The following is a 23,224-nucleotide window of genomic DNA, read 5'->3' on the forward strand; positions in this document are numbered from 1 at the left end:
TGCCGGTGCGTCAGTGCGTCAGCGCCATGGACCCGTCACCGCGAACGTCGTCCCCGGCGTGTAGCAGTTGACGAACATCGTCTCCTGGTCCGGTGCGAACGTGACCCCGGCGAACTCGCCCCACTCCGGTTCCTCGGCCGTCCCGATGTTCTGCCGGCCGCGCGCCATGGCGTACACCTCGCCGCCCCGCGTCAGGCCGAACACGTGCTGCGCTCCGCCGCCGTCCTCGCACACCATCAGTCCGCCGTCGGAGGCGAGACAGATGTTGTCCGGGGACTCGCCCGGCAGCTGGATGTCCGTGTCCGGGCCGAAGGCGATGACCAGCGTCAGCCGGCGCCGCTTCGGCTCGTACCGCCAGACCTGTCCGAAGTGGTCGGCGGCCGAGCCCTCCGCGCTGTGCGCGAAGCTGGAGACGAAGTAGACCGAGGAGCCGCCCCAGTAGCAGCCCTCCAGTTTCTGGCCGTGGGTGATGCCCTTCGGCCCGAAGTCCTGGAAGCGGATGGCCGTTTCGGCGGCCAGCGGATCCGGTACAGGTACCCACTCGACGCCCTCGAAGCTCGTCCCGGTCTCCTGGACCGCGGAGAGGTCGGGGACGCCCGGCACCCGCATGGCCTCCAGTCGGCCGCCGGCCCGCAGCGAGCCCGTGCCGCCGAGCGGCTTCTCCGGAAGGAAGCGGTAGAAGAGCCCGAACGGCTTCTCGAACGCGTCCTCGGTCTCGTACACGATCCCGTTGCGCGGATCGACCGCGATCGCCTCGTGCTGGAAGCGGCCCATCGCGGTCAGCGGTACGGCGCCGGTGCGGTGCGGATTCGCGCCGTCGACCTCGAAGATGAAACCGTGGTCCTTGGTGTAGCCGTTGGTGCCGGCCTTGTCCTCGGTCTCCTCGCAGGTGAGCCAGGTGTCCCAAGGGGTGCGGCCACCGGCGCAGTTCACCGCCGTACCGGCGATGGCGACGCGTTCGCCGAGGACGTGGTTACGGCCGTCGAGCTCCAGGGCCGTACAGCCGCCCTTGCCCATCGGGTCGTACGTGAGCCCCTTGACGGTCGGTACGGCGATGTCAGCGGTGACCCGGTTCTCGTGGTTGCGTACGAGCGTCACGTGTCCGCGGCGGCCGGCGAACGCCGCCATGCCGTCGCAGTGGCTGGGGACCGGGCCCTCGCCGGAGCGGAGCGGGTCGCCCTCCCGGGACAGCACCCGGTAGCGGAAGCCCTTCGGGAGATCGAGCAGTCCGTCGGGGTCGGGCACCAGTGGGCCGTAGCCCGCGTGGCCCCGGGCGGCGGCCGTCCCGGCGAAGAGTTCGGTGAAGGCTCCGGTGAAGGCGATCGCGGCGGCGGCGCCGCTCGTGGCCAGGACCTGACGGCGTGTCGCGGAAGGTCGGGATGCGGTTGACATGTGGCAACTCCCTGTTGGCGGACAGGTGACATGGCATTGTCAAAAGCAGGCCTGCCCGTTCGAGGCCCCCGGTGAACGTTGTCACGGCCGAGTGGCCGGTCCTGCCCCGACGCTCCGGGGCAGAAGCAGACGGAAGGTCGCCCCCGCGCCCGGCCGGGTGTCGAGTTCGAGCCGGCCCCGGTGCGCCTCGGCGATGGTGGAGGCGATGGACAGGCCGAGACCCGAACCTGGCTCGCGGCCGCTCGCGCCCGTCGAGGGCCCACGGTAGAAACGTTCGAACACCTGCCGGGCGGTGTCGGCCGGCAGCCCCGGACCGTCGTCCGCGATCTCCACCACGCACGCCGGTACGTCCGGGGGCAGCGCTCCCGTGGCGCTGCTGCGGCCCGGCCGGTCGGTCCCCCCGGTGTCCGGACCGGTCCGTACCGTGCCGACCCGCACCTCGACACGCGCCTCGGGCGGGGTGTGGACGCACGCGTTGGCCAGCAGGTTGGCGATCACCTGCGCGAGCTGATGGGGGTCACCCAGCGTCTCGACCACGTCGAGTGCGTCCCCCCCCGGATGCTGCGGTCGAAGGTCACGCGCAGGCCGGTGTCCGAGCCGCGCCCGACCAGCGCCTCGCGCTGGTAGCCGGTGATCGCGGCCGGCCGCAGGTTCAGCCGTACCACCAGGTCGAGCACCTCGTGGATGAAGGCGCGTTCCTTCGGCGAGTGCTCCACCAGCTCCCGCCCGTCGCAGAGCTGACGGGCCGTGCCGTACGGGAGGGTGATGCGGCGCTTCTGCGTGACCCGGTTGACGCGCTGCTTGATCTCGACGCACACCGGCGAGGCGTCCGAGACGCCGTCCGGCTCGCCGTAGTGCCGGATGCGCAGCTTGCGGCGGAACTTGAGACCCTCGATCTTCTCCCAGTAGAACCGGAGCTCCGGTGAGTCGTAGTAGAGGCTCCATACGCCGTAGCCGCCGGCCGGACTGTTCAGGTCACGGTCCATCCGCTCCCCGAGTTCGTCGCGGAGTTCTGCGGCCAGGTCCACGGGGACCAGGTACTTGAGCTCGTATCTGTTGAACGCGTGCAGCCTGCTCGCGACGTGCAGCGGTGGGGGATCCTCGTCGTCCTCGGGGCGCCCCTGGGCGGGCTCCCGGAACGGAGCCGTGTCGGGTTGCGACACCGTGCGCCTCCTTCGTCGTCCGTGCCGGACCGGCCGGCACGCGTCACGCAACCAACGACGGATGAGGAAGCGATGAGAAACCCGGGTGTATTGCAGGAGGATTCACGATGGCCGGAAGGTGAACACGGCCGTGCTCGCGCCGGGGCGGACAGCACTGTCCCCGGGCGGCAGGTGCCGGCCCGGGGACAGTGGGGGAGAGGGCGGTCAGGCGAGCGAGGCGCTCAGCGTGATCGTCGTGCCCGTCAGCGCCTGGCTGACCGGGCAGTTCGCCTTCGCGTCCTCGGCCGCCTTGACGAAGCCCGCCTCGTCGAGACCGGGTACCTCGCCCTGGACGGTGAGGTGGATGCCGGTGATGCCGGTGCCCGGCTGGAAGGTGACCTCGGCCTGGGTGTTCAGCCGGGTCGGCGGGGTGCCGGCCGTGGCGAGACCGTTGGAGAGCGCCATCGAGAAGCAGCTGGAGTGTGCCGCGGCGATCAGCTCCTCCGGGCTGGTCTTGCCGTTCGCCTTCTCCGCGCGGGACGGCCAGGAGACCGGGTACTCCCCGATCCCGGAGGAGTCGAGGGTGACGACACCCTTGCCCTCGATCAGGTTGCCTTCCCAGACCGTGTGCGCCTGACGCGTGGTAGCCATGCTGGTTCCCTTCAAACGGAATGCGCGGTTGTACGGGGGTGGCGAGGCACTCCGTCGTGCCCGGCCGTTTGTTACGTCCCCGAACCTACTGCGCCACCAGACCCTTTGCGTCACGCGCCAGCGCCGTCAGCCGGGAGATTGCCCGGAAGTACTTCTTCCGGTACCCGCCGTTCAGCATCTCCTCGCTGAACAGGCGGTCGAACGGCATCCCGGACGCGAGTACCGGAACCTCCCGGTCGTACAGCCGGTCCGCGAGCACCACGAGCCGCAGCGCGGTCGACTGGTCGGGCACCGGCTGCACCTCGGTGAGGCACACCGCCCGGACGCCGTCCGTCAGCGCGCCGTACCGGCTCGGATGGACGCGGGCCAGATGGTCGAGCAGCGCGGGGAAGTCGTCCAGGCTGGCGCCCTCGGTCGCGTACGCCGCCCTGGTGACCTGCTCCTCGGAGTACGGCGGCGGGGCGTCGGGCAGGCCGCGGTGGCGGTAGTCCTCGCCGTCGATGCGCAGCGGGCGGAAGTGCGAGGACAGCCCCTGGATCTCCCGCAGGAAGTCGGCCGCGGCGAACCGGCCCTCGCCGAGCTTGCCCGGCAGCGTGTTGGAGGTCGCGGCGAGCGCCACCCCCGCCTCGACCAGCCGGCTCAGCAGCGAGGAGACGAGGACGGTGTCGCCCGGGTCGTCGAGCTCGAACTCGTCGATGCACAGCAGCCGGTGCCCGCTCAGCGTCCGCACGGTCTGCTGGAAGCCCAGCGCGCCCACCAGGTTCGTCAGCTCCACGAAGGTGCCGAACGCCTTCAGCGAGGGCGCTGCGGGCGTGGCGTGCCAGAGCGAGGCGAGCAGATGGGTCTTGCCGACGCCATAGCCGCCGTCGAGATAGACCCCACGCGGGCCGCTGGGGGCCGCAGCCTTCTTGCCGCCGAACCACTTGCGCTTGCCCGCGCCCGTCGCGTGCGCCCCGCCCAGCCCGGCCGCGAAGTCGGAGAGGACCTTGACGGCCTCGATCTGGCTCGGCTGGTTCGGGTCGGGGACGTAGGTGTCGAAGCGCACCGAGTCGAAGCGCGGCGGCGGCACCATCTCGGCGACCAGACGGTCGGCGGGGACGTGCGGCTCGAGGGCGCACAGGGACAGCGGGGCCGTTTCGGCTATGGGGCTGGACCCCGGCACGGCGGTGGAGGAGGACACAACTCCCCAGCTTAGGCCGTGCCAGACTGCGGAACATGCGACGCCTGTTCCCTGTGACCGACCTGACAGCGGCCGACGACCGAGGCGAGTGGAGCCTGGACGCCCTCGCCGACGCCTACGCCTACCCCGAGACGGACGGCGCCTGGCTGCGCGCCAACATGGTGTCGACCCTCGACGGCGCCGCCCAGCACGACGGCCGCTCGCAGCCGATCTCCTGCGACAGCGACATGCGGATCTTCGGCACCCTGCGGGGTCTGGCCGACGTGGTGATCGCGGGTGCGGAGACGGTACGGCTGGAGGGCTACCGCCCCGCCCGGGCCCGGGAAGCCTTCGCGGCGCGCCGGGAGGCCGCCGGACAGGGCCCCGCGCCGGCGGTCGCCGTGGTGAGCGGCAGCCTGGACCTGGACTTCTCGCTGCCGCTCTTTGTCTCGCCGCTGGTGCCGACGCTCGTGCTCACCGGTGCGGGCGCGCCGCCCGACCGGATCGAGACGGCCCGCAAGTCGGGCGCCGAAGTGGTGATCGCGGGGGAGGGGTCCCGGGTGGACCCCTCCCGTGCCGTGCGGGAACTGGCCGACCGCGGGCACCGTCGGCTGCTGACGGAGGGCGGGCCCCGGCTGCTCGGGCAGTTCGTGGCGGCGGACGTGCTGGACGAGATGTGCCTGACCCTGGCACCCGTGCTCACGGCCGGTGACGCGCAGCGGATCGCGGGCGGTCCGGCGGTGGCCGTGCCGGAACGATTCGCCCTGGCATCACTGCTGGAAGAGGCCGGGTTCCTCTTCTCTCGGTACCGTCGGATCCGACAATGAGCGGAATTTCCCGTTCCGCTTAGCGTTCGGTGGGCAGAATGGATCTCGCAGACCCCGTGCGAGCACGGGGAAGGATGGTTTCCGCAGTGACCGGCGACGGTCACTGAAGCAGAAGGGCCCTGTGGTGTTCACCAGCGTTTTGATGATCGAGAAGCCCCTCACTTCCGAGGACGTCGAGTTCGTCACCACCCTGCACGGGGAGGAGCAGATCTCCTTCGTCGTGCTCATGCAGCCGCGTGGTGACCAGGCGGATGTGCTGTTGCGGGCCATCGACGACCTGGCGATGGGCGAACTGAAGGAAGCGGCGCGGGAGAGCGAGGAACCGGAGGGCAAGAACGCCAGACAGTCCGCCGAACTCGCGCTCGAAGTGTCCCTGGAGGCGCTGCGCCAGGCCGGCTCGGAAGCCGTCGGACAGGTGATCGAGAGCCACCCCCTGGACAAGCTCAAGTCCGTCGTCGACGAGGCGGAGGCCGACGAGGTCATCGTCCTGACCGCGCCGCACTACGTGGAGGAGTTCTTCCACCGCGACTGGGCGTCCCGCGCCCGGCACAAGGTCGGCGTACCGGTGCTCAAGCTCTTCGCGCACAGCGAATAGGCTGGGAGCCCCTACCCGTACCACCCTGGGAGACACACGCATGGCACCCGGTATTCCTGCCGCCATGGAACGGCCGCACTTCATCGGCATCGGCGGCGCCGGAATGTCGGGCATCGCGAAGATCCTCACCCGGCGGGGTGCGGAGGTCGCGGGCAGTGACTCCAAGGAGTCCGCCACGGCCGAGGCGCTGCGCGCGCTGGGGGCGACCGTCCACATCGGGCACGCCGCGGATCACCTGGCCGACGACGCCACCTGCGTGGTCGTCTCCAGCGCCATCCGCGCCGACAATCCGGAGCTGGTGCGCGCCGGGGAGCTCTCCATCCCCGTCGTGCACCGCTCCGACGCCCTCGCCTCCCTCATGCAGGGGCTGCGGTCCATCGCCGTCGCGGGCACCCACGGCAAGACGACCACCACGTCGATGCTGGCCGTCGCCCTGACCGAGCTGGGCCTCGACCCCTCGTACGCGATCGGCGGCGACCTCGCAGGACCCGGCACCAACGCCACGCACGGCGAGGGCGCGATCTTCGTCGCCGAGGCCGACGAGAGCGACCGGAGCTTCCAGAAGTACGACCCCGAGGTCGCGATCGTCCTCAACGTCGAGCTGGACCACCACGCGAACTACGCCTCGATGGACGAGATCTACGACTCCTTCGAGACCTTCACCGGCAAGATCGTCCCCGACGGCACCCTGGTGATCTCCGCCGACCAGTCCGGCGCCGTCGAGCTGACCCGCCGGGTCCGCGACCTGTCCGCGCTCAAGGTCGTCACCTACGGCGAGTCCGAGACGGCGGACGTCCGCGTCCACAAGATCACCCCGCGCGGTCTGACCAGCGAGGTCACGGTCGTCCTGAACGGCAAGTACCTCACCTTCACCGTCTCCGTCCCCGGCCGCCACTACGCGCTGAACGCCGTGGCCGCCCTCGCCGCGGGCGTCGCCCTGGGCATCCCCGCGCACAACCTCGCCTCGGCCCTCGGGAAGTACACCGGGGTCAAGCGCCGCCTCCAGCTCAAGGGCGAGGCGGCCGGCGTCCAGGTCATCGACAGCTACGCCCACCACCCGACCGAGATGACGGCCGACCTCGAAGCGATGCGCGGCGCCGCCACCGACGCCCGCATCCTGGTCGTCTTCCAGCCCCATCTCTTCTCCCGCACCCAGGAGCTCGGTACCGAGATGGGCCAGGCCCTCGCGCTGGCGGACGCCTCCGTGGTCCTGGACATCTACCCGGCCCGCGAGGACCCGATCCCCGGCATCACCAGCACCCTGATCATCGAGGCCGCGAAGGCCGCCGGCGCCGATGTCACCGCCGTGCACGACAAGGCGACGGTCCCCGGGGTCATCGCGGGAATGGCGAAGCCCGGCGACCTCGTTCTCACCATGGGGGCGGGCGACGTCACTGACCTCGGCCCGCAGATCCTGGACCACCTGTCGAGCTGAGGGAGCCACCGTGCCGTACGACATCGAGAAGCCGGACGAGCAGTGGCGGGAGGAACTGTCCCCCGCCGAGTACGCCGTCCTGCGCAAGGCCGGCACCGAGCCCGCCTTCGTCGGCGAGTACACCGACACCAAGACCACCGGCGTCTACTCCTGCCGCGCCTGTGACGCGGAGCTGTTCCGCTCCGACACGAAGTTCGAGTCGCACTGCGGCTGGCCGTCCTTCTACGACCCGAAGGACACGGACGCGGTCGAACTGATCCAGGACCGCAGCCACGGCATGGTCCGCACCGAGGTCCGCTGCGCCCGCTGCGGCTCGCACCTGGGCCACGTCTTCGAGGGCGAGGGCTACCCCACCCCGACGGACCAGCGGTACTGCATCAACTCGATCTCACTGCGGCTGACGCCGGACGCCTGAAAATCCGGAGGCCTGAGAACCGGACCCGAAGAGGACTGACGCGCCGCGTCAGTCCTCTTCCGGCGTCTCGGGCTTCAGCAGCGGGTGCACCACACCGGGGAAGACCCGGGCCCGCACGACCTCCTCGGCCGAGCCGCCCTGGATCACGGTCTCCGCGACGCCCCAGGGCCGGTCCGGCAGCTGGACGATCAGCGTGTACGAGGCGGAGCAGCCGGTGCACTCGTACCGGTCCACCCACGTCTCCACCTCGGTGGCGCTTCCCGGGTACCGCGCCACGTGCCGGTGCCGGGCGTGGCAGCGTTCGCACGTCTCGCCGGGCTCGCACGTCCCGCCGCACGGGCAGGGCACGTCGAACGACTCGGCCGGACGCCAGCGCTGCGTGAGGACGGCGTCACGCGTGGCGCCCATGTCCTTCATCGCCTTGAGGTTGCGGGCGGCCACGTTGTACGACTCACCGGTCGCCGCCATCCGGTCGCGGATCACGTCCTTGCGCCCACGGTTCGTCGTCATCCGTTGCTCCTCCTGGGGTTCACGCAGCCCGCCAGGAGCCCATGAGATCGTTGTGCCCCAAAGGTACCCGGCGGACGGCGCCCCCGACGACTCGCACGGTCAGCCCCGGCGCACGCGGCCCGCGATCCGCCGGCTGATCCGCCCCAGGGTGCCCCGGCCCCGGCGGTTCCAGTCGTGGAAGGCCTCCGCCCGGCCACTGCTCCCCGAGCGCCCCACGGCCTCCTCCACGGCCGCGACCTCGTCGGCGGAGAGCGTGCGCACGGCGGGGCGCAGCACCTCCTCCAGCAGGGCGTCCGCGGTGCGGCTCCACTCCGCCCCGGCGTGCGGATGCGCGGTCCAGACGGCGAAGCAGTCCGCGGCGTACGCCGGTTCCGCCTTCAGGCGGGAGCGGACACCGGCCTCGCGCGCGGCCCGGTCGTACGCGGCGACGAGATCCGGGTCGCCGCTGTGCACCAGGGCGTACAGCTCGGCCTCCGGCCGGTCCGGCGCGAGCAGCCGCGTGGCAAGCGCCCCGTACGCATGGCCGAGCACCTCCGGTTCCACCGGCTCGGCGCCCCTGCGCAGTGCGCGTGCCCGCTCCGCCCACTCCGGCGCCGCCGCGTCCGACCGGATCTCGCGGGCGAACTCCAGGAGCAGCAGCGCCCCGCGGTCCCGGCCCGCGATCTCCTGCGGGAAGCCGCGCAGCAGGTCATGGGCGAGCTCCGGCGCCTCCTCGTCGGTGGCGGGGGCGCCGAGCGCCGCGGCGACCAGGTGCGACCAGGTGCCGGCCGTCCGGTGGGCGTCCGAGGTGGCGGCCTCCAGCAGCAGCCGGGCCTCTCCCGCCGTCACCGTGCCCTCCTCCCACACCAGCCCCACGGCCGTCCGCAGCACCAGCGGCTCCGCGAACGGCGACATCCCGGCCGCCCGGAGCACCCGTTGCACCGCGCCCACCCGGTCCGCCCCGCAGCCGGCCTTGGCCTCCGGCGCCTCGGCGCACATCCGCAGATGCGGCAGCGACTGGGTGCCGGTGAAGGGCAGCGGGACCCGGCACAGCAGCCGCTCGACCCCCGACGGGTCCTGCGGCGCGATCCGGTCCAGCGCACCGAGCAGGGCCGTACGGACGTCGAACTGCTCGTCCATCAGTTCCAGCAGCGCGGGCGCCCAGCCCGGCTCGCCGTCCCCGGGCTCCAGCAGCGCGGGCGCCAGCCTGCGGACGACCGCCGGCAGCAGCTCCGCGCAGTCCACGCCGAGCAGCCGGGCCACCCGCAGCAGCTGGACCGTCCTGGCCACGTCGAGGCCGACGCCCGCGCCGCTCAGCTCGGTCAGGATCTCCGGGCCCAGCACCGAGGCGACGGCCGCGCCCTCGGGACCGCTGAAGGCGGTACGGCCGGGCAGTTCCACGGAGCCGTTGCCGCCGCGGACCGCCTCCGTGACCAGCATCGCGGCCAATGGGGCCGTGGTCGTCGCGGGGGAGCGGCCGTCGAGTGCGGCGAACAGCCTTCCCGCGGCGTCGAATTCGGGACCGGTGCGGTCGTCGACCCCGGGCGCGGTCAGCGCGTCGACGAGTTGCCGGGTGCGCTTCGCGTCCAGCGCGTAGGGCCGCTCGGCGGCCCAGCCGGCTGCGGCGGCGCGCCCGCCCGTGCCCAGCGCGATGCCCGCGCACAGGGCCGTCACGGCCACCGGTCCGGCGGCGAACGGCTCCCCGGGCAGCTCGGCGGCCTCCCGGAACAGTTCCGGTGCGCGGCTGCGCCAGATCCGGGCGGCCGTCTCGGCCCAGGCGTCGGCCACGGTCCCTTCCGGGCGCGGGCCGGTGCAGGTGTGGACGTGGAAACCGGGAGCCGTCAGCTCGTGGGCGTCCTGCGGCAGCACTCCGACGATCTGCTGCGGGGCGCGCCGCGGGTGGCGGGTGTACGTGGTGAACGTCAGCCGTTCGGCGAGTTCGCCGGGCAGTGCGACGCAGGCCAGCGCGATCCACCGGGCCACGTCCGCGCTCTGCCGCTCGACGAGCACGACCCGGCCGGAGCCGTCGTGTCCGTACAGCCGGCGCAGGTCGGCCAGCACACCGGCGAGCCAGGGCCCGCGGGAGACGGCGAAGTCGTTGAGCCCCTCGCGGTCCCGGGCGTGGCCGGTGGCGGGCGGGGCGGCGAGGGGGCCGGGCAGCATACGGTCCGGTGTGGTGGCGGCCCAGCGGGCGGACCGGCAGGCGGTGATCGGGAGGGCGCCGCCCGGCAGCCGGGTGCCGGCGGGGAGGTGGACCGCGTGCGCGTGGAAACCCACGTCGGAGCCGGGACCGGGCCGGACCGCCACGGTCCTGGCCAGCAGATGGCTGCCGTCGGTCAGGACGCTGAAACTCAACGCCTCGGGCAGTGCGCGCAACGCGGCGTCCGTGAGCCGGGGTTCCATTTCCGCGGGCGTCCGGTAGGCCAGGAGCGGACCCGCCTCCGTGAGCACGGACGCGGGTATCGCGGCGTCAACTGCGGTGAAGCGGGCCGGTATCGGTTCGGCCTCGCCGGTGCCGGGACCGTCCCCGCCGGTTGCGGAGGTGTAGTGCAACTGCGCGAGGCTCATGCGTCGGCTCTCTTCGTCCCTGCCGTGAAGGTCCCCCTGCCACCCGCACCCGCCGTCGCGTGGTGGCAGCGCCGTCCCGGCAGAGCGACGACCCCGGCGGGGAGTGGTCCGCAGTCGCTGGGGCGACGCTATCAAGGACCGGGGGCCCCCGAGGCCGCGAAGACGGGGCCGGGGCGCACGGCCCCGGCCCCGTCCTCGCGTGCCCCGTACGCCGGGCGCGGCCGCGTTCCGACGAGTGCTCAGCTGCCGTGCAGGAGTACCGCTATGCCGCCGACCGGTCGCTCGTCCCTGTACTGGGCGATCTGGAAGGGGACGAAGGACCCGCTTCCCACCTCGTCGGTCACGACGACCAGCAGTTCCATCTCGCGCTGCTCCCGCGGTCCGAGCGTCACCGTGTGGGTCACGGCGTCCTGGCCCTGGACCTCCTCGCCACCGGCCGTGCTGGTCAAGGACAGCCACGCCGAAGCGGGCGTCGGGCGGAGCCGGTCATCGGTGGGCAGATTCCCCCACAACTCCCGCGGCATGGGCCGGACGTCGATCTGGTACGTGACTTCCTGGTCCGCCGGGTTCGTCGCCAGGAACGCGAACGGCTGGGGCGGCGAGGCAGGCATGGCGGTCAGGTTGTGCTGCGCCCAGTGCCTGTCGTTGACGGGATCCGCCAGTCCTCCGGCGGCCACGTTGTCCAGTGGGTGCCAGACCTTGGCCAGCAGGCATATGTGGTTCCCCGCACTTGCGCCGATTCTCGCGGTGACGGGCGAGGTTTCCGCCCGGCCGCCATGAGGAGGAACCTCGACCGGCGAGAATCCGATGAACTTGGAGGCGTCGGGGATGACGGGTCCGCTCACCGGCTTGGACCACCACACCCCGACGTAGGCCAGCGAAGCACTGTTCCCGCCCTGCCAGTTCCCGACGGACACCTGGACCGTCAGATCGTGTCCGGGCTCGAACCGCGTCAACGGCTGGATGCCGGAGCACAGATACCAGCAGACGGAACCCGGCACGGGCCGCTCACCGATGTCCTCCTCCGCATGGGGAAGAACGGGCGGCGGGTAGCTGTGGATGTACAGGAACGGCCGGTCGTTTCCCTCGCCGTGTGGCTGTTGACTGCCGTTCGGCTGCTGATCGCGGCCTCGGTCCACGTCCATGACTGTCGTTCCTCACTGGTCCGGGTAGGCGAGGATGTCCACGCCCACCGGGTCGTCGTCGATGGAGCCGACGGTGGACCAGCACGGATGGGCCACACCCCGGTCCGCGTCGAGGTCGAGGTTCACGGCACCGGGCGAGCCGTCGGCGATGTCCTCCCATTCCTGTACGCAGTCGGAGACCGATACGGCGAGAAATCGCCCTGGGTCGGCGCCGACGGGAACGGGTGCGGAGAAGTCCACCGGGTTCTCGAGCTCGGTCCGCGGATACCGGTAGAACGTTCCGACGTCGTCCGGTTCAGGGCGATGCGGCTGCACGGTGTCGTTCGGGACCGCGAGGAACTGACGGTAGAGGGGGAATTCCAGACGCCCCTCCGGATAGATGAGTCCACACCCGGAAAGGAAGGCGCTCGCCTTGCCCAGGGCCTCCCACAGACGAACCTGAAGGTCGAACAACTGGGAGACGAGTTCATCTATTTGTGGAACTCCCGCCGCGGCGGCGAAATTGTTCGCCGTGAGAGGCTGGTTCTGTGCGGCCAACGCATCCTTCTCCTCCTGGCTGAGATCGATGGTGAACGCGTTCCTCCAGTTCTCCGCAACATGCTTCTCCCAGAAGGTGCAGGACTTTCCGTCGGCCCATTCTCCCCAGCAAGGTCCTCCCAGCAGGCCGGCGAAGGCCAGGAATGCCAGTACGGCGAGGCAGAAGCTGCCGCAGGCGCTCTCGCTGTCGGCGGTACTGTCCGTGGCAGTGGGCGGCGGCTTCTGCCCGTAGCCGAATCCGGGGCCACCGGAGTACGTGGTCGGCACCACGCCGGGCCCATGGGCGTACGGCGGTGTGGCCGTTTCCGGTGTGGTGGGCGACTGCGGCGGATGCGCCGGGTCGGAGAACATCTTCGTGATGAACTGGGGGGCGGGCAGGGCCGGAGGCGCCGGCTGACCGAAGGTGTCGAGCAGTTCCAACTGTGTGATCAGCCGCTCGTAACCTTGCCCCAGGTCGGGCACCGGGGTCAGCCGCGGCAGGTCGTACGTGGCCGCCAGCGTCCGGTTGATGAAGTCGATCGCGTCACCCGGCAGTGCCCCGTCCGGTACGCCGGTGAAGCGGAGCGATTCCGCCATCCCGCGACAGCTCCTGACGTCCGGGTAGCGTTCGCCGAACCACGACCCGACCGCGTTCCGGGCTATGCGGTCCCGGAACCGGTGGGAACGGCGAGGTCCGCCGACAACCTGTGTGAGATACGTCGATCCGTGGGCGTTCGTCGCATAGCCGGAGAGGATTCCGAAGGCCATGGCCCGGGTCTCCGCCGTGCCCGCCTCGCTGAACGCGGCGCGGGCGAGCGCATCGGTTCTGCGGGCGAGGAAGACGTCCCCCCAGCCCCACTCGGACAGCGGCTCGTCCTCCTGCCTCGGATGTCGCGGGATATGGGACATCTTCCGCAGTCTCTTTCCGAGACTGTCCATCTCGGTGAACGTGTCCTTGGCGTGGTCCATGAGCTGACGGAAGCTCAATGTGGCATCACAGAACCTTGATGCGGAACCCGGGTTCGACGGATCGACCAGTGCGGACTCGATCTCACTACGGATTCTGCCGACCTCGGTATAGAGACCGAGGCCTTCCGTCCACATTTTCGACGCTTCCTTGAGCAGTTCGAGCTCCGACCCGTCCGAGGCCGCGTGGTGCAGCACGTGGTCGAGCAGGGCCCCCAACCGTGCGTACGCGCGGTGCTCCGCGCAGTCGCCCACGAGTTGATCCCGCGCCGCCGCGAGTCGGGGGTGAACGGGCGCGGCGGCCAGCATGTCGATCTGCTGAGAAAGTGCGACGACATGGGTTCGAGCGTCAATCATGACGCGCATCCCCTTTGAGATGTCGGTGACTAGGTCCCCCGGGCAGAAGTCCGCAATCCGCAACGTGTGTACCGGCGCATGGGCACCACCCATATACGGTGCCGGGCCTTCGATCACACATCGCGGGTTCCGCGAAACGACCTGTGCCACCAGCATCGCGCCGATCCACCCGTGCGGCAACTCAGTCGAGGAGCGGCTCAGGGGGGAGAGTTGGCGGATCTCGTGGTGCACCCGACGGAATAGACGAGGCACCTTCCACGATGTAACGGCTGTCAGTAACAGCTGTCAGCACCATGACGGCCGCGGCGTGGACCGCGGCCCATCGCCGGAGGAAACGGGAGCAGATGAGCCTTCGCCAGTTCGAGTACGCCCTGGCAGTCGCCGAGGAGGGCTCGGTGACGGCGGCGGCGCAGCGGCTGCGCGTGGCTCAGCCCTCGGTGTCCCAGCAGATTCGCGGCCTGGAGCGCGAGCTCGGCGTGGAGCTGTTCGCCCGGACCCCGGCCGGACTCGTCGCCACGGCCGTCGGCCGCGAGTTCCTGCGCGAGGCGGAGGTCGCGGTGAGCGCGGCGCGGAAGGCGAGGGCGACCGCGCGTGCCGGTGCCGACGAACTGGTGGGTGAGCTGGTGGTCGCGGCGCAGATGGGCTTCGGTACGCGGCAGTTGCCGGGCGCGCTGGCCGCGCTGCGGCGCCGCTACCCGCGCCTGGAGGTGACCGTCTTCGAGGAGCAGAGCTCCGCGGAGCTGGAGCGGCTGTGCCGCCGGGGCGTCCTGGACCTCGCCCTGATGGCGGCGTGCGAGCGGAGCCCCGCCGACGCCCACCGCCTCGGCGACGAGGAGTTCGTCGTGGTGCTCGGTGCCGACGACCGGCGGCTGGCCGCGGACCGGGTGGACCTGCGCGAGATGGCGGGGGAGCCGTGGGTGAGGTTCGACCGCGACAGCGCGCTCGACGGCGTCCTGCTGAGCGTGTTGCGGGACAACGACCTGACCCCGGCCACCACCGCCCGTGTGTCCCAGACCGCGACGGCCGTGCGCTGGGCCGCCCACGGGCTGGGGGCGACGCTCGTCCCCGCCTCCGCGGTGCCGCAGGGCTACGAACACCTCGTCCGCCCCGTGTCCCCGGCCGTGTCCCAACCCGTCATCGCGGTGCTCCGGCAGGGAGCCGGCCCGGGCGAGACGGCGCTGCTCGAACTGCTGCGCCGGGAGACGTGGACCGAGTCGTCGCAACACGAGTACTCCGACAGCGACGCCCCAAGCGCGACCACATAGTTTCTCATCGGCAGGTGAGCGGACACCGCGGCCGGTTGCCCGGTGCGAGCCCGGCCCACACCTCCACAGCCTGCTCAAACGTGCAATCGATCACGCCCGAACCCGCCGGTAGCCCATTGCCAGAATCCGGATAAGTTCTCAAGATTCGGAATAGTCCCCGGCGAGGAACCGGGGCCGGGCCGCGCGCGGCCGAACGCGGAAGTGGGTGCGGACGTGGAGGCGATCGGGCCGTCGGAAGAGGAAGTGCGCCTGTCCGGCGAAGCGGTGCGTGAGGGGCCCGGCGGGTTACCCCGGCTCGCGGCTCGACTGGGGCTGACCCCCCACCGTTTTGAGCGGGCTCTGGAGGGTTTCGTGCGGCAGGCGCCCGCTGCCGGGCAGGCCGGCGACCGCCCGCCCACGCCCGCGCCGGCCTCCGGCGCGGCCCCGCAGCCCCCTGGTCGTGTGATGTCGCCGCGGGACAGCCTGCTGCTCCGGGCACGGCACGAGGTGCTCCACTTCGACGTGCCGCCGTACCTGTCCGTGGACAACGGCACCCAACTGGACCAGCTCGCCCGGGGGGTGGTCTACCGGACCGTGTACGGACAGCGGGCTGTCGAGTACCCGGGGGCCATGGCCCGTATCGATCAGTGTCTGGAAGCCGGCGAGAAGGCGCGGGTCACGGCCCGCCTTCCGATGAAGATGATGGTCGTCGACCGTGAGCGGGCCGTCCTGTCCGCCGCCGCCGACGTGGCACTGAGGCCCGGCACGGCCGTCGTCATCACCCACGGGCCCCTGCTGGACGGGCTCATCGAGCTGTTCGAACGAGTCTGGGCCGAGAGCGTGCCCCTGGACCCGGCCGGCGCCGCCGTCGGAGCCCGGGACGACGAACTGAACCCGGAGGAGGCGCGATTGCTGGCCCTCCTGCTCAGTGGACTCACGGACGACGCGGTTGCCCGCCATCTGGGCATCGCCAGGCGCACGGTCGTGCGCCGGGCACGCAGTCTCATGGACCGGGCCGGGGTGGCGACCCGCATGCAACTGGGCTGGCACGCGGCGCGCCGCGGCTGGATCGAGGTACCGGGCTGAGGGGGATGCCATCCGGTCCCCTCGGCCCCGCGACCTGTTCCGCCGACGTTCACAGGTGGCGCATATGCGACACCTCAGGAGCCTCACCGGTGGACCTGACGGGTTATAGCCTCCGAATGCGCGTTGATCATCCGGCCGGATCTCGTTGATTCCAGGCGTTGATTCCAAGCTGTCGTGCCCGGAGTTCGGCGTGCGGTCTTTCCCCCTCCCCACCCAAGGAGACGTACGTGCACAGTCCCTCTCGCGGCAGACGTGGCAGACGGCTGATCGCCGTCGCCACGGTGATCGCCACCGGAGCCCTCATACCCGCGGTCGGCTCCGGTACCGCCGCCGTTGCCCAGCCCGCCGCACCGCAGGGCGGCTCCCTGCCGGCGGCGGCCAAGCCCGTCCAGGTCACCCTGGTCACCGGCGACCGGGTCTCGGTCACCACGGCCACCGACGGCCGGCAGTCCGCCACCATCACCCCCGCGCCCGGCAACCCGAAGAACTTCCAGACGGTCACCGACCCCGACGGCGACCTCCACGTCTATCCCGCGTCGGCCCTCTCCGGCCTCGGCGCCAAGACCCTGGACCGCAGGCTGTTCAACGTCTCCCAGCTCATCAGGGACGGCCAGTCGGACAGCAGGGGCGACTCGCTTCCCGTCATCGTGTCCTACGACGACAAGCCGTCCCGGTCCACTCTGGGCAAGCGCGCCGACCGGCTTCCGGGGAGCGAACGCGGCCTCGTCCTGGACCGGGTGGACATGGCGGCGCTGCACGTCGACAAGAGCGAGGCGGCCTCGTTCTGGAAGGCCGCCGCACCCCGTACGGCAGACAACGGCCGTGCGGCGGCTGCCGGTTCCGCAGTCGCCAGGATCTGGTACGACGCGCCGGCGAAGGTCTCCCTCGACAAGAGCGTCCCGCAGATCCACGCCCCCGAGGCCTGGGCCGCCGGCTTCGACGGCACCGGAACCAAGGTCGCCGTCCTCGACACCGGCATCGACCTGAACCACGCCGATGTCAAGGACCGCGTCGTGGGCTCCAAGAGCTTCGTCGGTACCGCCACCGTCCAGGACGGCCACGGCCACGGCACCCATGTCGCCTCGACCATCGCAGGCAGCGGCGCCGCGTCCGGAGGCCGCCTCAAGGGCGTCGCGCCCGGGGCGGAGCTCCTCGTCGGCAAGGTGCTGGCGGACAGCGGGTCGGGCGCCAACTCCGGTGTCATCGCCGGTATGGAGTGGGCGGTCGAGCAGGGCGCCGACATCGTCAGCATGAGCCTGGGCGACGACGCGGGCACCGCCGACGACCCCACGTCCCAGGCCCTTGAGCGGCTGAGCGCCACCAGCGACTCGCTGTTCGTCGTTGCCGCGGGCAACACCGGGCCGGGTGCCTCCACCGTGGGCAGCCCTGGAGCGGCCCCCTCCGCCCTGACCGTCGGTGCGGTCGACCGTGCCGACGCGCTCGCCGACTTCTCCAGTCGCGGCCCGGTCGGCGAGAACCAGGCCATCAAGCCGGACATCACCGCCCCCGGGGTCGACATCGTCGCGGCCAGGGCCGCCGGCACCGCCATGGGTACCGTCGTCGACGCCGACTACACCTCGGCGAGCGGTACGTCGATGGCCACGCCGCACGTCGCCGGCGCCGCGGCCATTCTCGCCCAGCGCCATCCCGACTGGCCGGGTGCGCGGATCAAGGCGGAACTCACCTCCCACACCACGCCGTCCGCGGACTACACGGTTCAGGAGCAGGGCAACGGCCGCGTGGACGTGGCTGCTTCCCTCGACGCGAAGGTCGACCTGTCGAGCCCCGTCGACTTCGGCATGATCTGGTTCCAGAAGGACCGGCCGTACGACAAGCAGACCCGCACCCTCACCGTGAGCAACCCGACCGACACCGCCACCACGGTGAAGCTGTCCGCACACGCGTCGACCGGAACGCTGACCGAGGGTGCGCTCACCTTCGACAAGGACGCCGTCACGCTGGCCGCCGGCGGCAGCACGGAGATCACGGCCACGCTCGATCCCAATCTGCTCGCCCCCGCCACGTACTCGGGGCAGATCACGGCGACGACGGACGGCGGAGCCACCGCCACCTCGGCGCTCGGCTTCACCAAGGAGACCGAGAGCTACGGACTGACCGTCGGTCTCCACGGCCGCGACGGCGCCGCCCCCGACAACGGTCTGATCGTCGTCATGGGTGTCGACAACGACTACTACGAGTCCTTCCCCGTCGGCCGCCAGAGCAGCCTGAAACTGCGGGTGCCCCAGGGCTCCTACGCGCTCTTCGGTGCGATCGGCACCGGCGACATGGGCTTCCGCGGCGGCTTCTCCGACGCGTTCGACCTCTTCAGTCTCCCCGACGTGAAGGTGTCCGACGAGCCCGTCGAGGTCGCTGTCGACGCGACCAAGGCAACGGACTTCCGGATCGACGTAGCCGGTGACAAGCGCCCACGCGTGAACTCCGGTTACGCGCACACGCTCCGGCGGACCGCCGGCGGCCGCAGCGCGGGGGTCTCCCTCGAGGGCGACGCGTTCATGACCAGCGGTCACCTCGGTGCGATCCCGGCCGGCAAGCCCTCGTCCGGCAAACTGGTCACCTCCTTCTACCACCGGGAGCGGGCTCCGCTGATGACGGCGGAGGTCACCGGGCGCGGAGGCTTCACGCTCATCCCGCGTACCTATGAACAGTTCGCACGCTTCGACGGCGACAGGCGCCTGACCCTCGTCGACGTGGGCAGCGGCAGTCCGGAGGAAATCGCCCGCGCGGACGTCAAGGGCAAGGTCGCGCTCGTCCACGACGACGCTCACTACATCATCGAGGCCGCGGAACTCCTGGAGCAGGCCGGCGCCGCGGCGATCCTCAGGGCGCCTGTCACCGACCGCCCGGTGTACGCCGTGCTCGGCGAGGGCCTGACCATTCCCCTCGCGGTGCTCGACCACAAGGACGGCACCAGGCTGGCCGACCGGCTCGCCGAGGCGGGCAAGTCCCCCGTCCGGGTGACGCTGCACGGCGACAAGGAGTCCGCGTTCGCCTACGGCGGGCAGTGGGACTTCGAGAACACCATCCCGGCCGACCTGACGGTCAGGGCCCGGCGCGCCGACTTCGCCAAGGTCACGAACCGCTTCCACAGCTACGGCACGGAGCAGGGAAGCTACTACCAGCAGCAGATATGGAGCGGCGCGACCTCCCGGCTCGTCGTCCGGGTGCCGGAGCCCCTCCTGCGGGGCCACGAGCGGGACGACTACGTCTACGCGAAGGCCGGTCAGGTGTACCGCCAGGGGGTGGGTACCTTCCGGTTCGGTCCCGAGATGTTCGGCCGGACCGAGACCTACCGCCCGGGCCGGTCCGTGACCGAGGAGTGGTTCGCTCCCGGACTCCACCCCGCGCCCGTGGGGCATGAGCTCTCCTGCAACTTCTGCAGCACCGATGCCGGGCTCATCCCGTACCCCGGGCGGGCAGGTGACTCCGACCCGGCGCACTACAGTGAAGGCGGGCCGACAGACCAGGGATTCGCCTTCTACCGCGACGGGGTCGAGGTGCCGGCCAGTACCCCCTGGATCATCAAGGACAAGGCCGTCTACCGGCTCGACCTGGACATGACCTACGAGGCGGCCGGCGGCTTCGCCGACTCGACGAGCCACAGCGAGTACACCTTCCCCGCGGACGCGCCTCAGGGCATGAACGAGGCGGAGTGCAAGGACTTCGTCGGCATGGTCGCCTCCTGCGAGCCGATGGCGGTCATCCTCCCGCACTACGGCATGGAGACCGACCTGCTGAACCGGGTGAAGGCGGGCAAGAAGCACACGTTCACCCTCGACGGCTACCGCGCGAGCGGCTGGACCGGCACGAAGAAGCTGGCCGGCGCGAAGGTGTCGCTCAGCTACGACGGCGGAAAGACCTGGAAGGCGGCCGACGTACGGCGGCTGGACAGTGACTCGTTCCGGGTCTCGGCCGAGCACCCGAAGCTCGCGAAGACGAACGGTCACGCGTCCGTCAGGGCCGAGCTGTGGGACGCGGCGGGCAGCCGCACGGTCGAGACCATCGACTGGGCCTACGGCCTGAAGTAGGGATCGATCGGCAAGCAGGGATCGATCGGCCTCACATCCCCGGCCCCGGACGCCTCGCGTCCGGGGCCGGTTCCTGTCGGGCCGGCGAGGGTGATTCATTCCCGGGAGCCCGACGGCGGCCATTCAATTCCGCGTCCCGGAATTCCGTGCGCGTCAACTCCGGGGGAATTCACCGCCGTCCACGGTGAGAATGTTCCCGGTCACCCAGCTCGCCCGGTCGGAAACGAGAAACAGTACGGCGTCCGCGATGTCGTCGGGCCGGCCGATCCGCCCCAGCGGCACACCGCTGTTGTCCGCGCCGGACCCCGGGAGCATGCGCGCCCACTCCGCCCGCGTCGCCTCGCCGCCGGGGGTCTCGGTCCTTCCCGGGCTGACGATGTTGACCCGGACGCCGGACGGCGCCAGCTCCTGGGCCAGCCCCCGGCTGTAGTTCTCCAACGCGGCCTTCGCCGCCGTGTAGTGCAGGAACGGCGGGGGCGTGAACGGCGTCGCGGCCGACGACACGTGCACGATCGCCCCCGAACCCTGTTCCCGCATCCCCGGCGCCAGCAGGGCGTCCAGCCGTACGGAGGCCAGGTAGTTCAGGTCCAGCTGGTTCCGCCACTCCTCGTCCGGGATGTCCGCGGTCTTCAGGAACGGCCCAGCCCCACCCGCGTTGTTGACCAGGATGTCCACCCCGCCGAGCGTCCTCTCCGCGGCCTCGGCGATGGCCTCGGCCCCGGCCCGTGTCCGTACGTCGGCCTCGACGAAGGTGACCCCCTCCGGTACCGTGCCCGGCGCCGACCGCGCGGTGGTGAGCACCTCGGCCCCTGCGTCGCGGAGCTGGCGCACTATGGCCGCTCCGATTCCACGCGAGCCACCCGTGACCAGGGCCCGCTTTCCGGCGAGTTCCCGCGTTCCTGATCCGTATTCCGTCGTGCTCATTGCCGCTGTTCCTCTCGGTCAAGTCGTACGCTTCCGCGTTGTTTTGAAGGTACGACCGGGAGAGAACGAGAGGCAAAGACCAAATGTCAGCAGGCGCTATAGGGGATTCCTATAGCGCCTGGGGTGAGCCGCGTGATCAGCCTTGGACCGCGTACGCGACGAATTGTGTCCAGGTGGTGGGGGAGAGGGCGAGTTGGGGGCCCTCCTCGACCTTGGAGTCGTGGAGGTGGACGGTGGTGGGGCAGGTGGCAACCTCCACGCAGTCGTCGCCGGAGCTGCCGCCGGCACCCGGGGCGAATGCCGGCCGCCGGGCCGGGGAAGTGGTGGCTCCGCTGCCCGGGTCGGACAGCGGGCACGGACTGCCGCTGGTCGAGGCGTTGGCGGACCGGTGGGCGGTGCTGGAGCGCGTACCACCGGGGTGGCCGGGGAAGACGGTCCGCGCGGAGCTGGACATGCCGTACTGATCAGCCCCCGGCGCCGTCAGGCGTCGAGGACCGCGGCGACGGACTCGATCTCGACGAGCTGGTCGTGGTAGCCGAGCACGGTGACGCCCATCAGGGTGCTGGGCACGTCATGGTCACCGAACGCGTCCCGGACCACCTCCCAGGCGGTCACCAGGTCCTCCTGCCGGGTGGAGGCGACGAGCACGCGGGTGCTGATCACGTCCTCCAGGGACGCGCCCGCGTCCTTGAGCGCGGTCCGCATGTTCTCCACGGCCTTCGCCGCCTGGCCCGCGTAGTCGCCGACCGCCGCGGTGGATCCGTCCTCGTTCAGCGGGCAGGCGCCCGCGAGGAAGATCAGCCGTGCCTCGGCGGGGGCCGTGGCGGCGTAGGCGTACTCGGCGACGTCGGACAGGGCGGCGGAACGTATCAGGGTGACGGCACGAGGCATGGTCGGTCAGGTCCTCCGGTGTGAGGGGTCAGGGGAATCGGGCCCGGCGGGCCGGGAGGGTGGACCCGGCCCGCGCCCGTCTACTCGAAGCGGGAGGGGTCGCCGGCTCCGCGTCGTACGATCTCCAGCTCGCCGCTGGAGAAGTCGATGACAGTGGTCGGCTCCGTGCCGCAGTCGCCGGAGTCGAGGACGGCGTCCACCTCGTGGTCGAGGCGTTCCTTGATCTCCCAGCCCTGGGTCATCGGCTCCTCCTCGTCGGGCAGGAGCAGGGTGCTGGAGAGCAGCGGCTCGCCGAGTTCCTCCAACAGGGCCTGGACGACGGCGTGGTCGGGGATGCGGACACCGACGGTCTTCTTCTTCGGGTGCAGCAGCTGGCGCGGTACCTCCTTCGTCGCCGGAAGGATGAAGGTGTACTGGCCGGGGGTCGCGGCCTTGATGGCGCGGAACACGTCGTTGTCGATCTGTACGAACTGCCCGAGCTGGGCGAAGTTCTGGCACATGAGAGTGAAGTGGTGACGGTCGTCGAGGTTGCGGATCGTGCGGATGCGGGAGATGCCGTCACGGCTGCCGAGCTGGCACCCGAGGGCGTAGCAGGAGTCCGTCGGATACGCGACGAGTGACCCGGAGCGGATGCTTTCGGCCACGGTGGTGATGGTGCGCCGCTGGGGATTTTCGGGGTGTACGTCGAAATACTTCGCCATCCGGCGAGTCTACGGCCGGGGCGGGGGCCGGTTCGAGGCAAAAGCAGGTTGTCCTGTCCCCGGGAGGGACAGGACAACCGTTTCGGGTGGTGAGGGGCCGCTCAAACCTTTTCGGCCATGTCAGACCTTGGCGGTGGTGACCTCGGACTCGGCGGTTGCCACGGCGAGCGGGTCCTTCCGTGCCGACGCCCGTACGGGGATGAGGACGGCGAGGACCGCGGCGGCGAGGGCGACGCCGCAGCCGATCAGCATCGCGGCGCGGAAGCCGCCCGCCGACGTCAGGGCGTGACCGCCGAAGTCGGTGGTCATCTGGGCCATCACGACGCCGATGACGGCGGCGGAGAGGGAGCTGCCGATGGAGCGCATCAGGGTGTTGAAGCTGTTGGCGGAGGCGGTCTCGGACTGCGGTACCGCGCCCATGATGAGTGCGGGCATGGCGCCGTAGGCGAAGCCGACACCGGTGTTGCAGACGAGGGTCACCGCGAGCAGGCTCCAGGTGGAGCCGCCGTCGATCATCGGTACGGCGAGGCCGTAGCCGAGGGAGATGATCAGCGCGCCGACGGCGAGGGTGACCTTGGGGCCCCGGGCCGCGGAGAGCTTGGCACCGACCGGCGACATGATCATCATCATCAGGCCGGACGGGGCCATCCACAGGCCCATGGCCACGAGTACTCC

The 23,224-nt window shown here is 71.0% G+C and carries 19 protein-coding genes and 2 pseudogenes; 7 read left to right on the forward strand and 14 right to left on the reverse strand.

Annotation, left to right across the window (positions count from 1 at the left end; all coding sequences use genetic code 11):
• Positions 1 to 18 precede the first annotated feature (18 nt).
• The 5 genes and pseudogenes from JGS39_RS00700 to zapE all read right to left on the reverse strand — a co-directional run bounded on the left by JGS39_RS00700 (position 19) and on the right by zapE (position 4,365).
• Complete coding sequence (locus tag JGS39_RS00700) at positions 19 to 1,392, reverse strand: alkaline phosphatase PhoX (RefSeq protein ID WP_219566551.1); 1,374 nt, start codon at positions 1,390 to 1,392, stop codon at positions 19 to 21.
• 81 nt (positions 1,393 to 1,473) lie between these two features.
• Positions 1,474 to 1,929: a sensor histidine kinase gene (locus JGS39_RS00705; protein ID WP_219566553.1), complete on the reverse strand. Its 456-nt coding sequence runs from the start codon at positions 1,927 to 1,929 to the stop codon at positions 1,474 to 1,476.
• A 14-nt stretch (positions 1,930 to 1,943) separates the two neighbouring features.
• Positions 1,944 to 2,555 (reverse strand): annotated as a pseudogene (locus tag JGS39_RS00710) (VTC domain-containing protein); the annotation flags it as partial.
• A 204-nt stretch (positions 2,556 to 2,759) separates the two neighbouring features.
• The gene (locus tag JGS39_RS00715) at positions 2,760 to 3,185 is read right to left on the reverse strand and encodes an OsmC family protein (protein WP_148021515.1); all 426 of its coding nucleotides are present in this window, start codon (positions 3,183 to 3,185) and stop codon (positions 2,760 to 2,762) included.
• A gap of 85 nt (positions 3,186 to 3,270) precedes the next feature.
• Complete coding sequence (gene zapE, locus JGS39_RS00720; protein ID WP_219566555.1) at positions 3,271 to 4,365, reverse strand: cell division protein ZapE; 1,095 nt, start codon at positions 4,363 to 4,365, stop codon at positions 3,271 to 3,273.
• 35 nt (positions 4,366 to 4,400) lie between these two features.
• On the opposite strand from zapE, the gene JGS39_RS00725 reads away from it, so the two are divergent.
• The 4 genes from JGS39_RS00725 to msrB all read left to right on the forward strand — a co-directional run bounded on the left by JGS39_RS00725 (position 4,401) and on the right by msrB (position 7,616).
• Positions 4,401 to 5,171 carry a pyrimidine reductase family protein gene (locus JGS39_RS00725; protein WP_219566557.1) on the forward strand — a complete coding sequence of 257 codons (771 nt, stop codon included), beginning with the start codon at positions 4,401 to 4,403 and terminating at the stop codon, positions 5,169 to 5,171.
• A gap of 142 nt (positions 5,172 to 5,313) precedes the next feature.
• On the forward strand, positions 5,314 to 5,766 hold the full coding sequence (locus JGS39_RS00730) for an indole-3-glycerol phosphate synthase (RefSeq protein ID WP_219566559.1): 453 nt from the start codon (positions 5,314 to 5,316) through the stop codon (positions 5,764 to 5,766).
• A gap of 40 nt (positions 5,767 to 5,806) precedes the next feature.
• A complete protein-coding gene (gene murC, locus JGS39_RS00735) occupies positions 5,807 to 7,201 on the forward strand; it encodes a UDP-N-acetylmuramate--L-alanine ligase (RefSeq protein WP_219566561.1) in 1,395 nt (464 codons plus the stop codon).
• A gap of 10 nt (positions 7,202 to 7,211) precedes the next feature.
• A complete protein-coding gene (msrB, locus tag JGS39_RS00740) occupies positions 7,212 to 7,616 on the forward strand; it encodes a peptide-methionine (R)-S-oxide reductase MsrB (RefSeq protein ID WP_148021520.1) in 405 nt (134 codons plus the stop codon).
• Between the two features lie 48 nt (positions 7,617 to 7,664).
• Here msrB and JGS39_RS00745 read toward each other — a convergent pair whose 3' ends face one another.
• The 4 genes from JGS39_RS00745 to JGS39_RS00760 all read right to left on the reverse strand — a co-directional run bounded on the left by JGS39_RS00745 (position 7,665) and on the right by JGS39_RS00760 (position 13,657).
• Positions 7,665 to 8,126: a hypothetical protein gene (locus JGS39_RS00745; protein WP_219566563.1), complete on the reverse strand. Its 462-nt coding sequence runs from the start codon at positions 8,124 to 8,126 to the stop codon at positions 7,665 to 7,667.
• Between the two features lie 99 nt (positions 8,127 to 8,225).
• On the reverse strand, positions 8,226 to 10,673 hold the full coding sequence (locus JGS39_RS00750; RefSeq protein ID WP_219566565.1) for a GTPase-associated protein 1-related protein: 2,448 nt from the start codon (positions 10,671 to 10,673) through the stop codon (positions 8,226 to 8,228).
• Between the two features lie 239 nt (positions 10,674 to 10,912).
• On the reverse strand, positions 10,913 to 11,818 hold the full coding sequence (locus JGS39_RS00755) for a hypothetical protein (RefSeq protein WP_219566567.1): 906 nt from the start codon (positions 11,816 to 11,818) through the stop codon (positions 10,913 to 10,915).
• A gap of 12 nt (positions 11,819 to 11,830) precedes the next feature.
• Positions 11,831 to 13,657, reverse strand: a complete 1,827-nt coding sequence (locus JGS39_RS00760; protein ID WP_219566569.1) for a hypothetical protein — start codon at positions 13,655 to 13,657, stop codon at positions 11,831 to 11,833.
• 344 nt (positions 13,658 to 14,001) lie between these two features.
• Here JGS39_RS00760 and JGS39_RS00765 point away from each other — a divergent pair, with 344 nt between their 5' ends.
• The 3 genes from JGS39_RS00765 (at position 14,002) to JGS39_RS00775 (ending at position 20,033) form a co-directional block, all read left to right on the forward strand.
• Positions 14,002 to 14,922 (forward strand): LysR family transcriptional regulator, encoded by a 921-nt coding sequence (locus JGS39_RS00765; RefSeq protein ID WP_219566571.1) that lies wholly within the window; start codon positions 14,002 to 14,004, stop codon positions 14,920 to 14,922.
• A gap of 444 nt (positions 14,923 to 15,366) precedes the next feature.
• Positions 15,367 to 15,987 (forward strand): hypothetical protein, encoded by a 621-nt coding sequence (locus JGS39_RS00770; protein ID WP_219566573.1) that lies wholly within the window; start codon positions 15,367 to 15,369, stop codon positions 15,985 to 15,987.
• A gap of 227 nt (positions 15,988 to 16,214) precedes the next feature.
• Positions 16,215 to 20,033 carry a S8 family serine peptidase gene (locus JGS39_RS00775; protein ID WP_219566575.1) on the forward strand — a complete coding sequence of 1,273 codons (3,819 nt, stop codon included), beginning with the start codon at positions 16,215 to 16,217 and terminating at the stop codon, positions 20,031 to 20,033.
• Between the two features lie 153 nt (positions 20,034 to 20,186).
• Here the strand turns inward: JGS39_RS00775 and JGS39_RS00780 are convergent, their stop codons facing one another.
• The 5 genes and pseudogenes from JGS39_RS00780 to JGS39_RS00800 all read right to left on the reverse strand — a co-directional run.
• Entirely contained in the window at positions 20,187 to 20,957 is a 771-nt protein-coding gene (locus tag JGS39_RS00780) for an SDR family oxidoreductase (protein WP_219566578.1), read from the reverse strand.
• A 136-nt stretch (positions 20,958 to 21,093) separates the two neighbouring features.
• A complete protein-coding gene (locus JGS39_RS00785) occupies positions 21,094 to 21,411 on the reverse strand; it encodes a DUF397 domain-containing protein (RefSeq protein WP_219566580.1) in 318 nt (105 codons plus the stop codon).
• A 26-nt stretch (positions 21,412 to 21,437) separates the two neighbouring features.
• Positions 21,438 to 21,848 carry a RidA family protein gene (locus JGS39_RS00790; RefSeq protein WP_219566582.1) on the reverse strand — a complete coding sequence of 137 codons (411 nt, stop codon included), beginning with the start codon at positions 21,846 to 21,848 and terminating at the stop codon, positions 21,438 to 21,440.
• Between the two features lie 80 nt (positions 21,849 to 21,928).
• Complete coding sequence (locus JGS39_RS00795) at positions 21,929 to 22,549, reverse strand: L-threonylcarbamoyladenylate synthase (RefSeq protein WP_219566583.1); 621 nt, start codon at positions 22,547 to 22,549, stop codon at positions 21,929 to 21,931.
• Positions 22,550 to 22,669: 120 nt separating this feature from the next.
• Positions 22,670 to 23,218 (reverse strand): annotated as a pseudogene (locus tag JGS39_RS00800) (MFS transporter); the annotation flags it as partial.
• Positions 23,219 to 23,224 lie beyond the last annotated feature (6 nt).

The sequence above is a fragment of the Streptomyces poriferorum genome, from assembly GCF_019399235.1.
GTDB classification, from domain to species: Bacteria; Actinomycetota; Actinomycetes; order Streptomycetales; family Streptomycetaceae; genus Streptomyces; species Streptomyces poriferorum.

Excerpts from the sequence above, each read along its gene's own strand:
- JGS39_RS00700 (WP_219566551.1), bottom strand. The coding sequence starts at position 1,392 with ATGTCAACCGCATCCCGACCTTCCGCGACACGCCGTCAGGTCCTGGCC.
- JGS39_RS00715 (WP_148021515.1), bottom strand. The coding sequence starts at position 3,185 with ATGGCTACCACGCGTCAGGCGCACACGGTCTGGGAAGGCAACCTGATC.
- JGS39_RS00725 (WP_219566557.1), top strand. The coding sequence starts at position 4,401 with ATGCGACGCCTGTTCCCTGTGACCGACCTGACAGCGGCCGACGACCGA.
- JGS39_RS00730 (WP_219566559.1), top strand. The coding sequence starts at position 5,314 with ATGATCGAGAAGCCCCTCACTTCCGAGGACGTCGAGTTCGTCACCACC.
- murC (WP_219566561.1), top strand. The coding sequence starts at position 5,807 with ATGGCACCCGGTATTCCTGCCGCCATGGAACGGCCGCACTTCATCGGC.
- JGS39_RS00745 (WP_219566563.1), bottom strand. The coding sequence starts at position 8,126 with ATGACGACGAACCGTGGGCGCAAGGACGTGATCCGCGACCGGATGGCG.
- JGS39_RS00750 (WP_219566565.1), bottom strand. The coding sequence starts at position 10,673 with ATGAGCCTCGCGCAGTTGCACTACACCTCCGCAACCGGCGGGGACGGT.
- JGS39_RS00755 (WP_219566567.1), bottom strand. The coding sequence starts at position 11,818 with ATGGACGTGGACCGAGGCCGCGATCAGCAGCCGAACGGCAGTCAACAG.
- JGS39_RS00760 (WP_219566569.1), bottom strand. The coding sequence starts at position 13,657 with ATGATTGACGCTCGAACCCATGTCGTCGCACTTTCTCAGCAGATCGAC.
- JGS39_RS00765 (WP_219566571.1), top strand. The coding sequence starts at position 14,002 with ATGAGCCTTCGCCAGTTCGAGTACGCCCTGGCAGTCGCCGAGGAGGGC.
- JGS39_RS00770 (WP_219566573.1), top strand. The coding sequence starts at position 15,367 with ATGTCGCCGCGGGACAGCCTGCTGCTCCGGGCACGGCACGAGGTGCTC.
- JGS39_RS00780 (WP_219566578.1), bottom strand. The coding sequence starts at position 20,957 with ATGAGCACGACGGAATACGGATCAGGAACGCGGGAACTCGCCGGAAAG.
- JGS39_RS00785 (WP_219566580.1), bottom strand. The coding sequence starts at position 21,411 with ATGTCCAGCTCCGCGCGGACCGTCTTCCCCGGCCACCCCGGTGGTACG.
- JGS39_RS00790 (WP_219566582.1), bottom strand. The coding sequence starts at position 21,848 with ATGCCTCGTGCCGTCACCCTGATACGTTCCGCCGCCCTGTCCGACGTC.
- JGS39_RS00795 (WP_219566583.1), bottom strand. The coding sequence starts at position 22,549 with ATGGCGAAGTATTTCGACGTACACCCCGAAAATCCCCAGCGGCGCACC.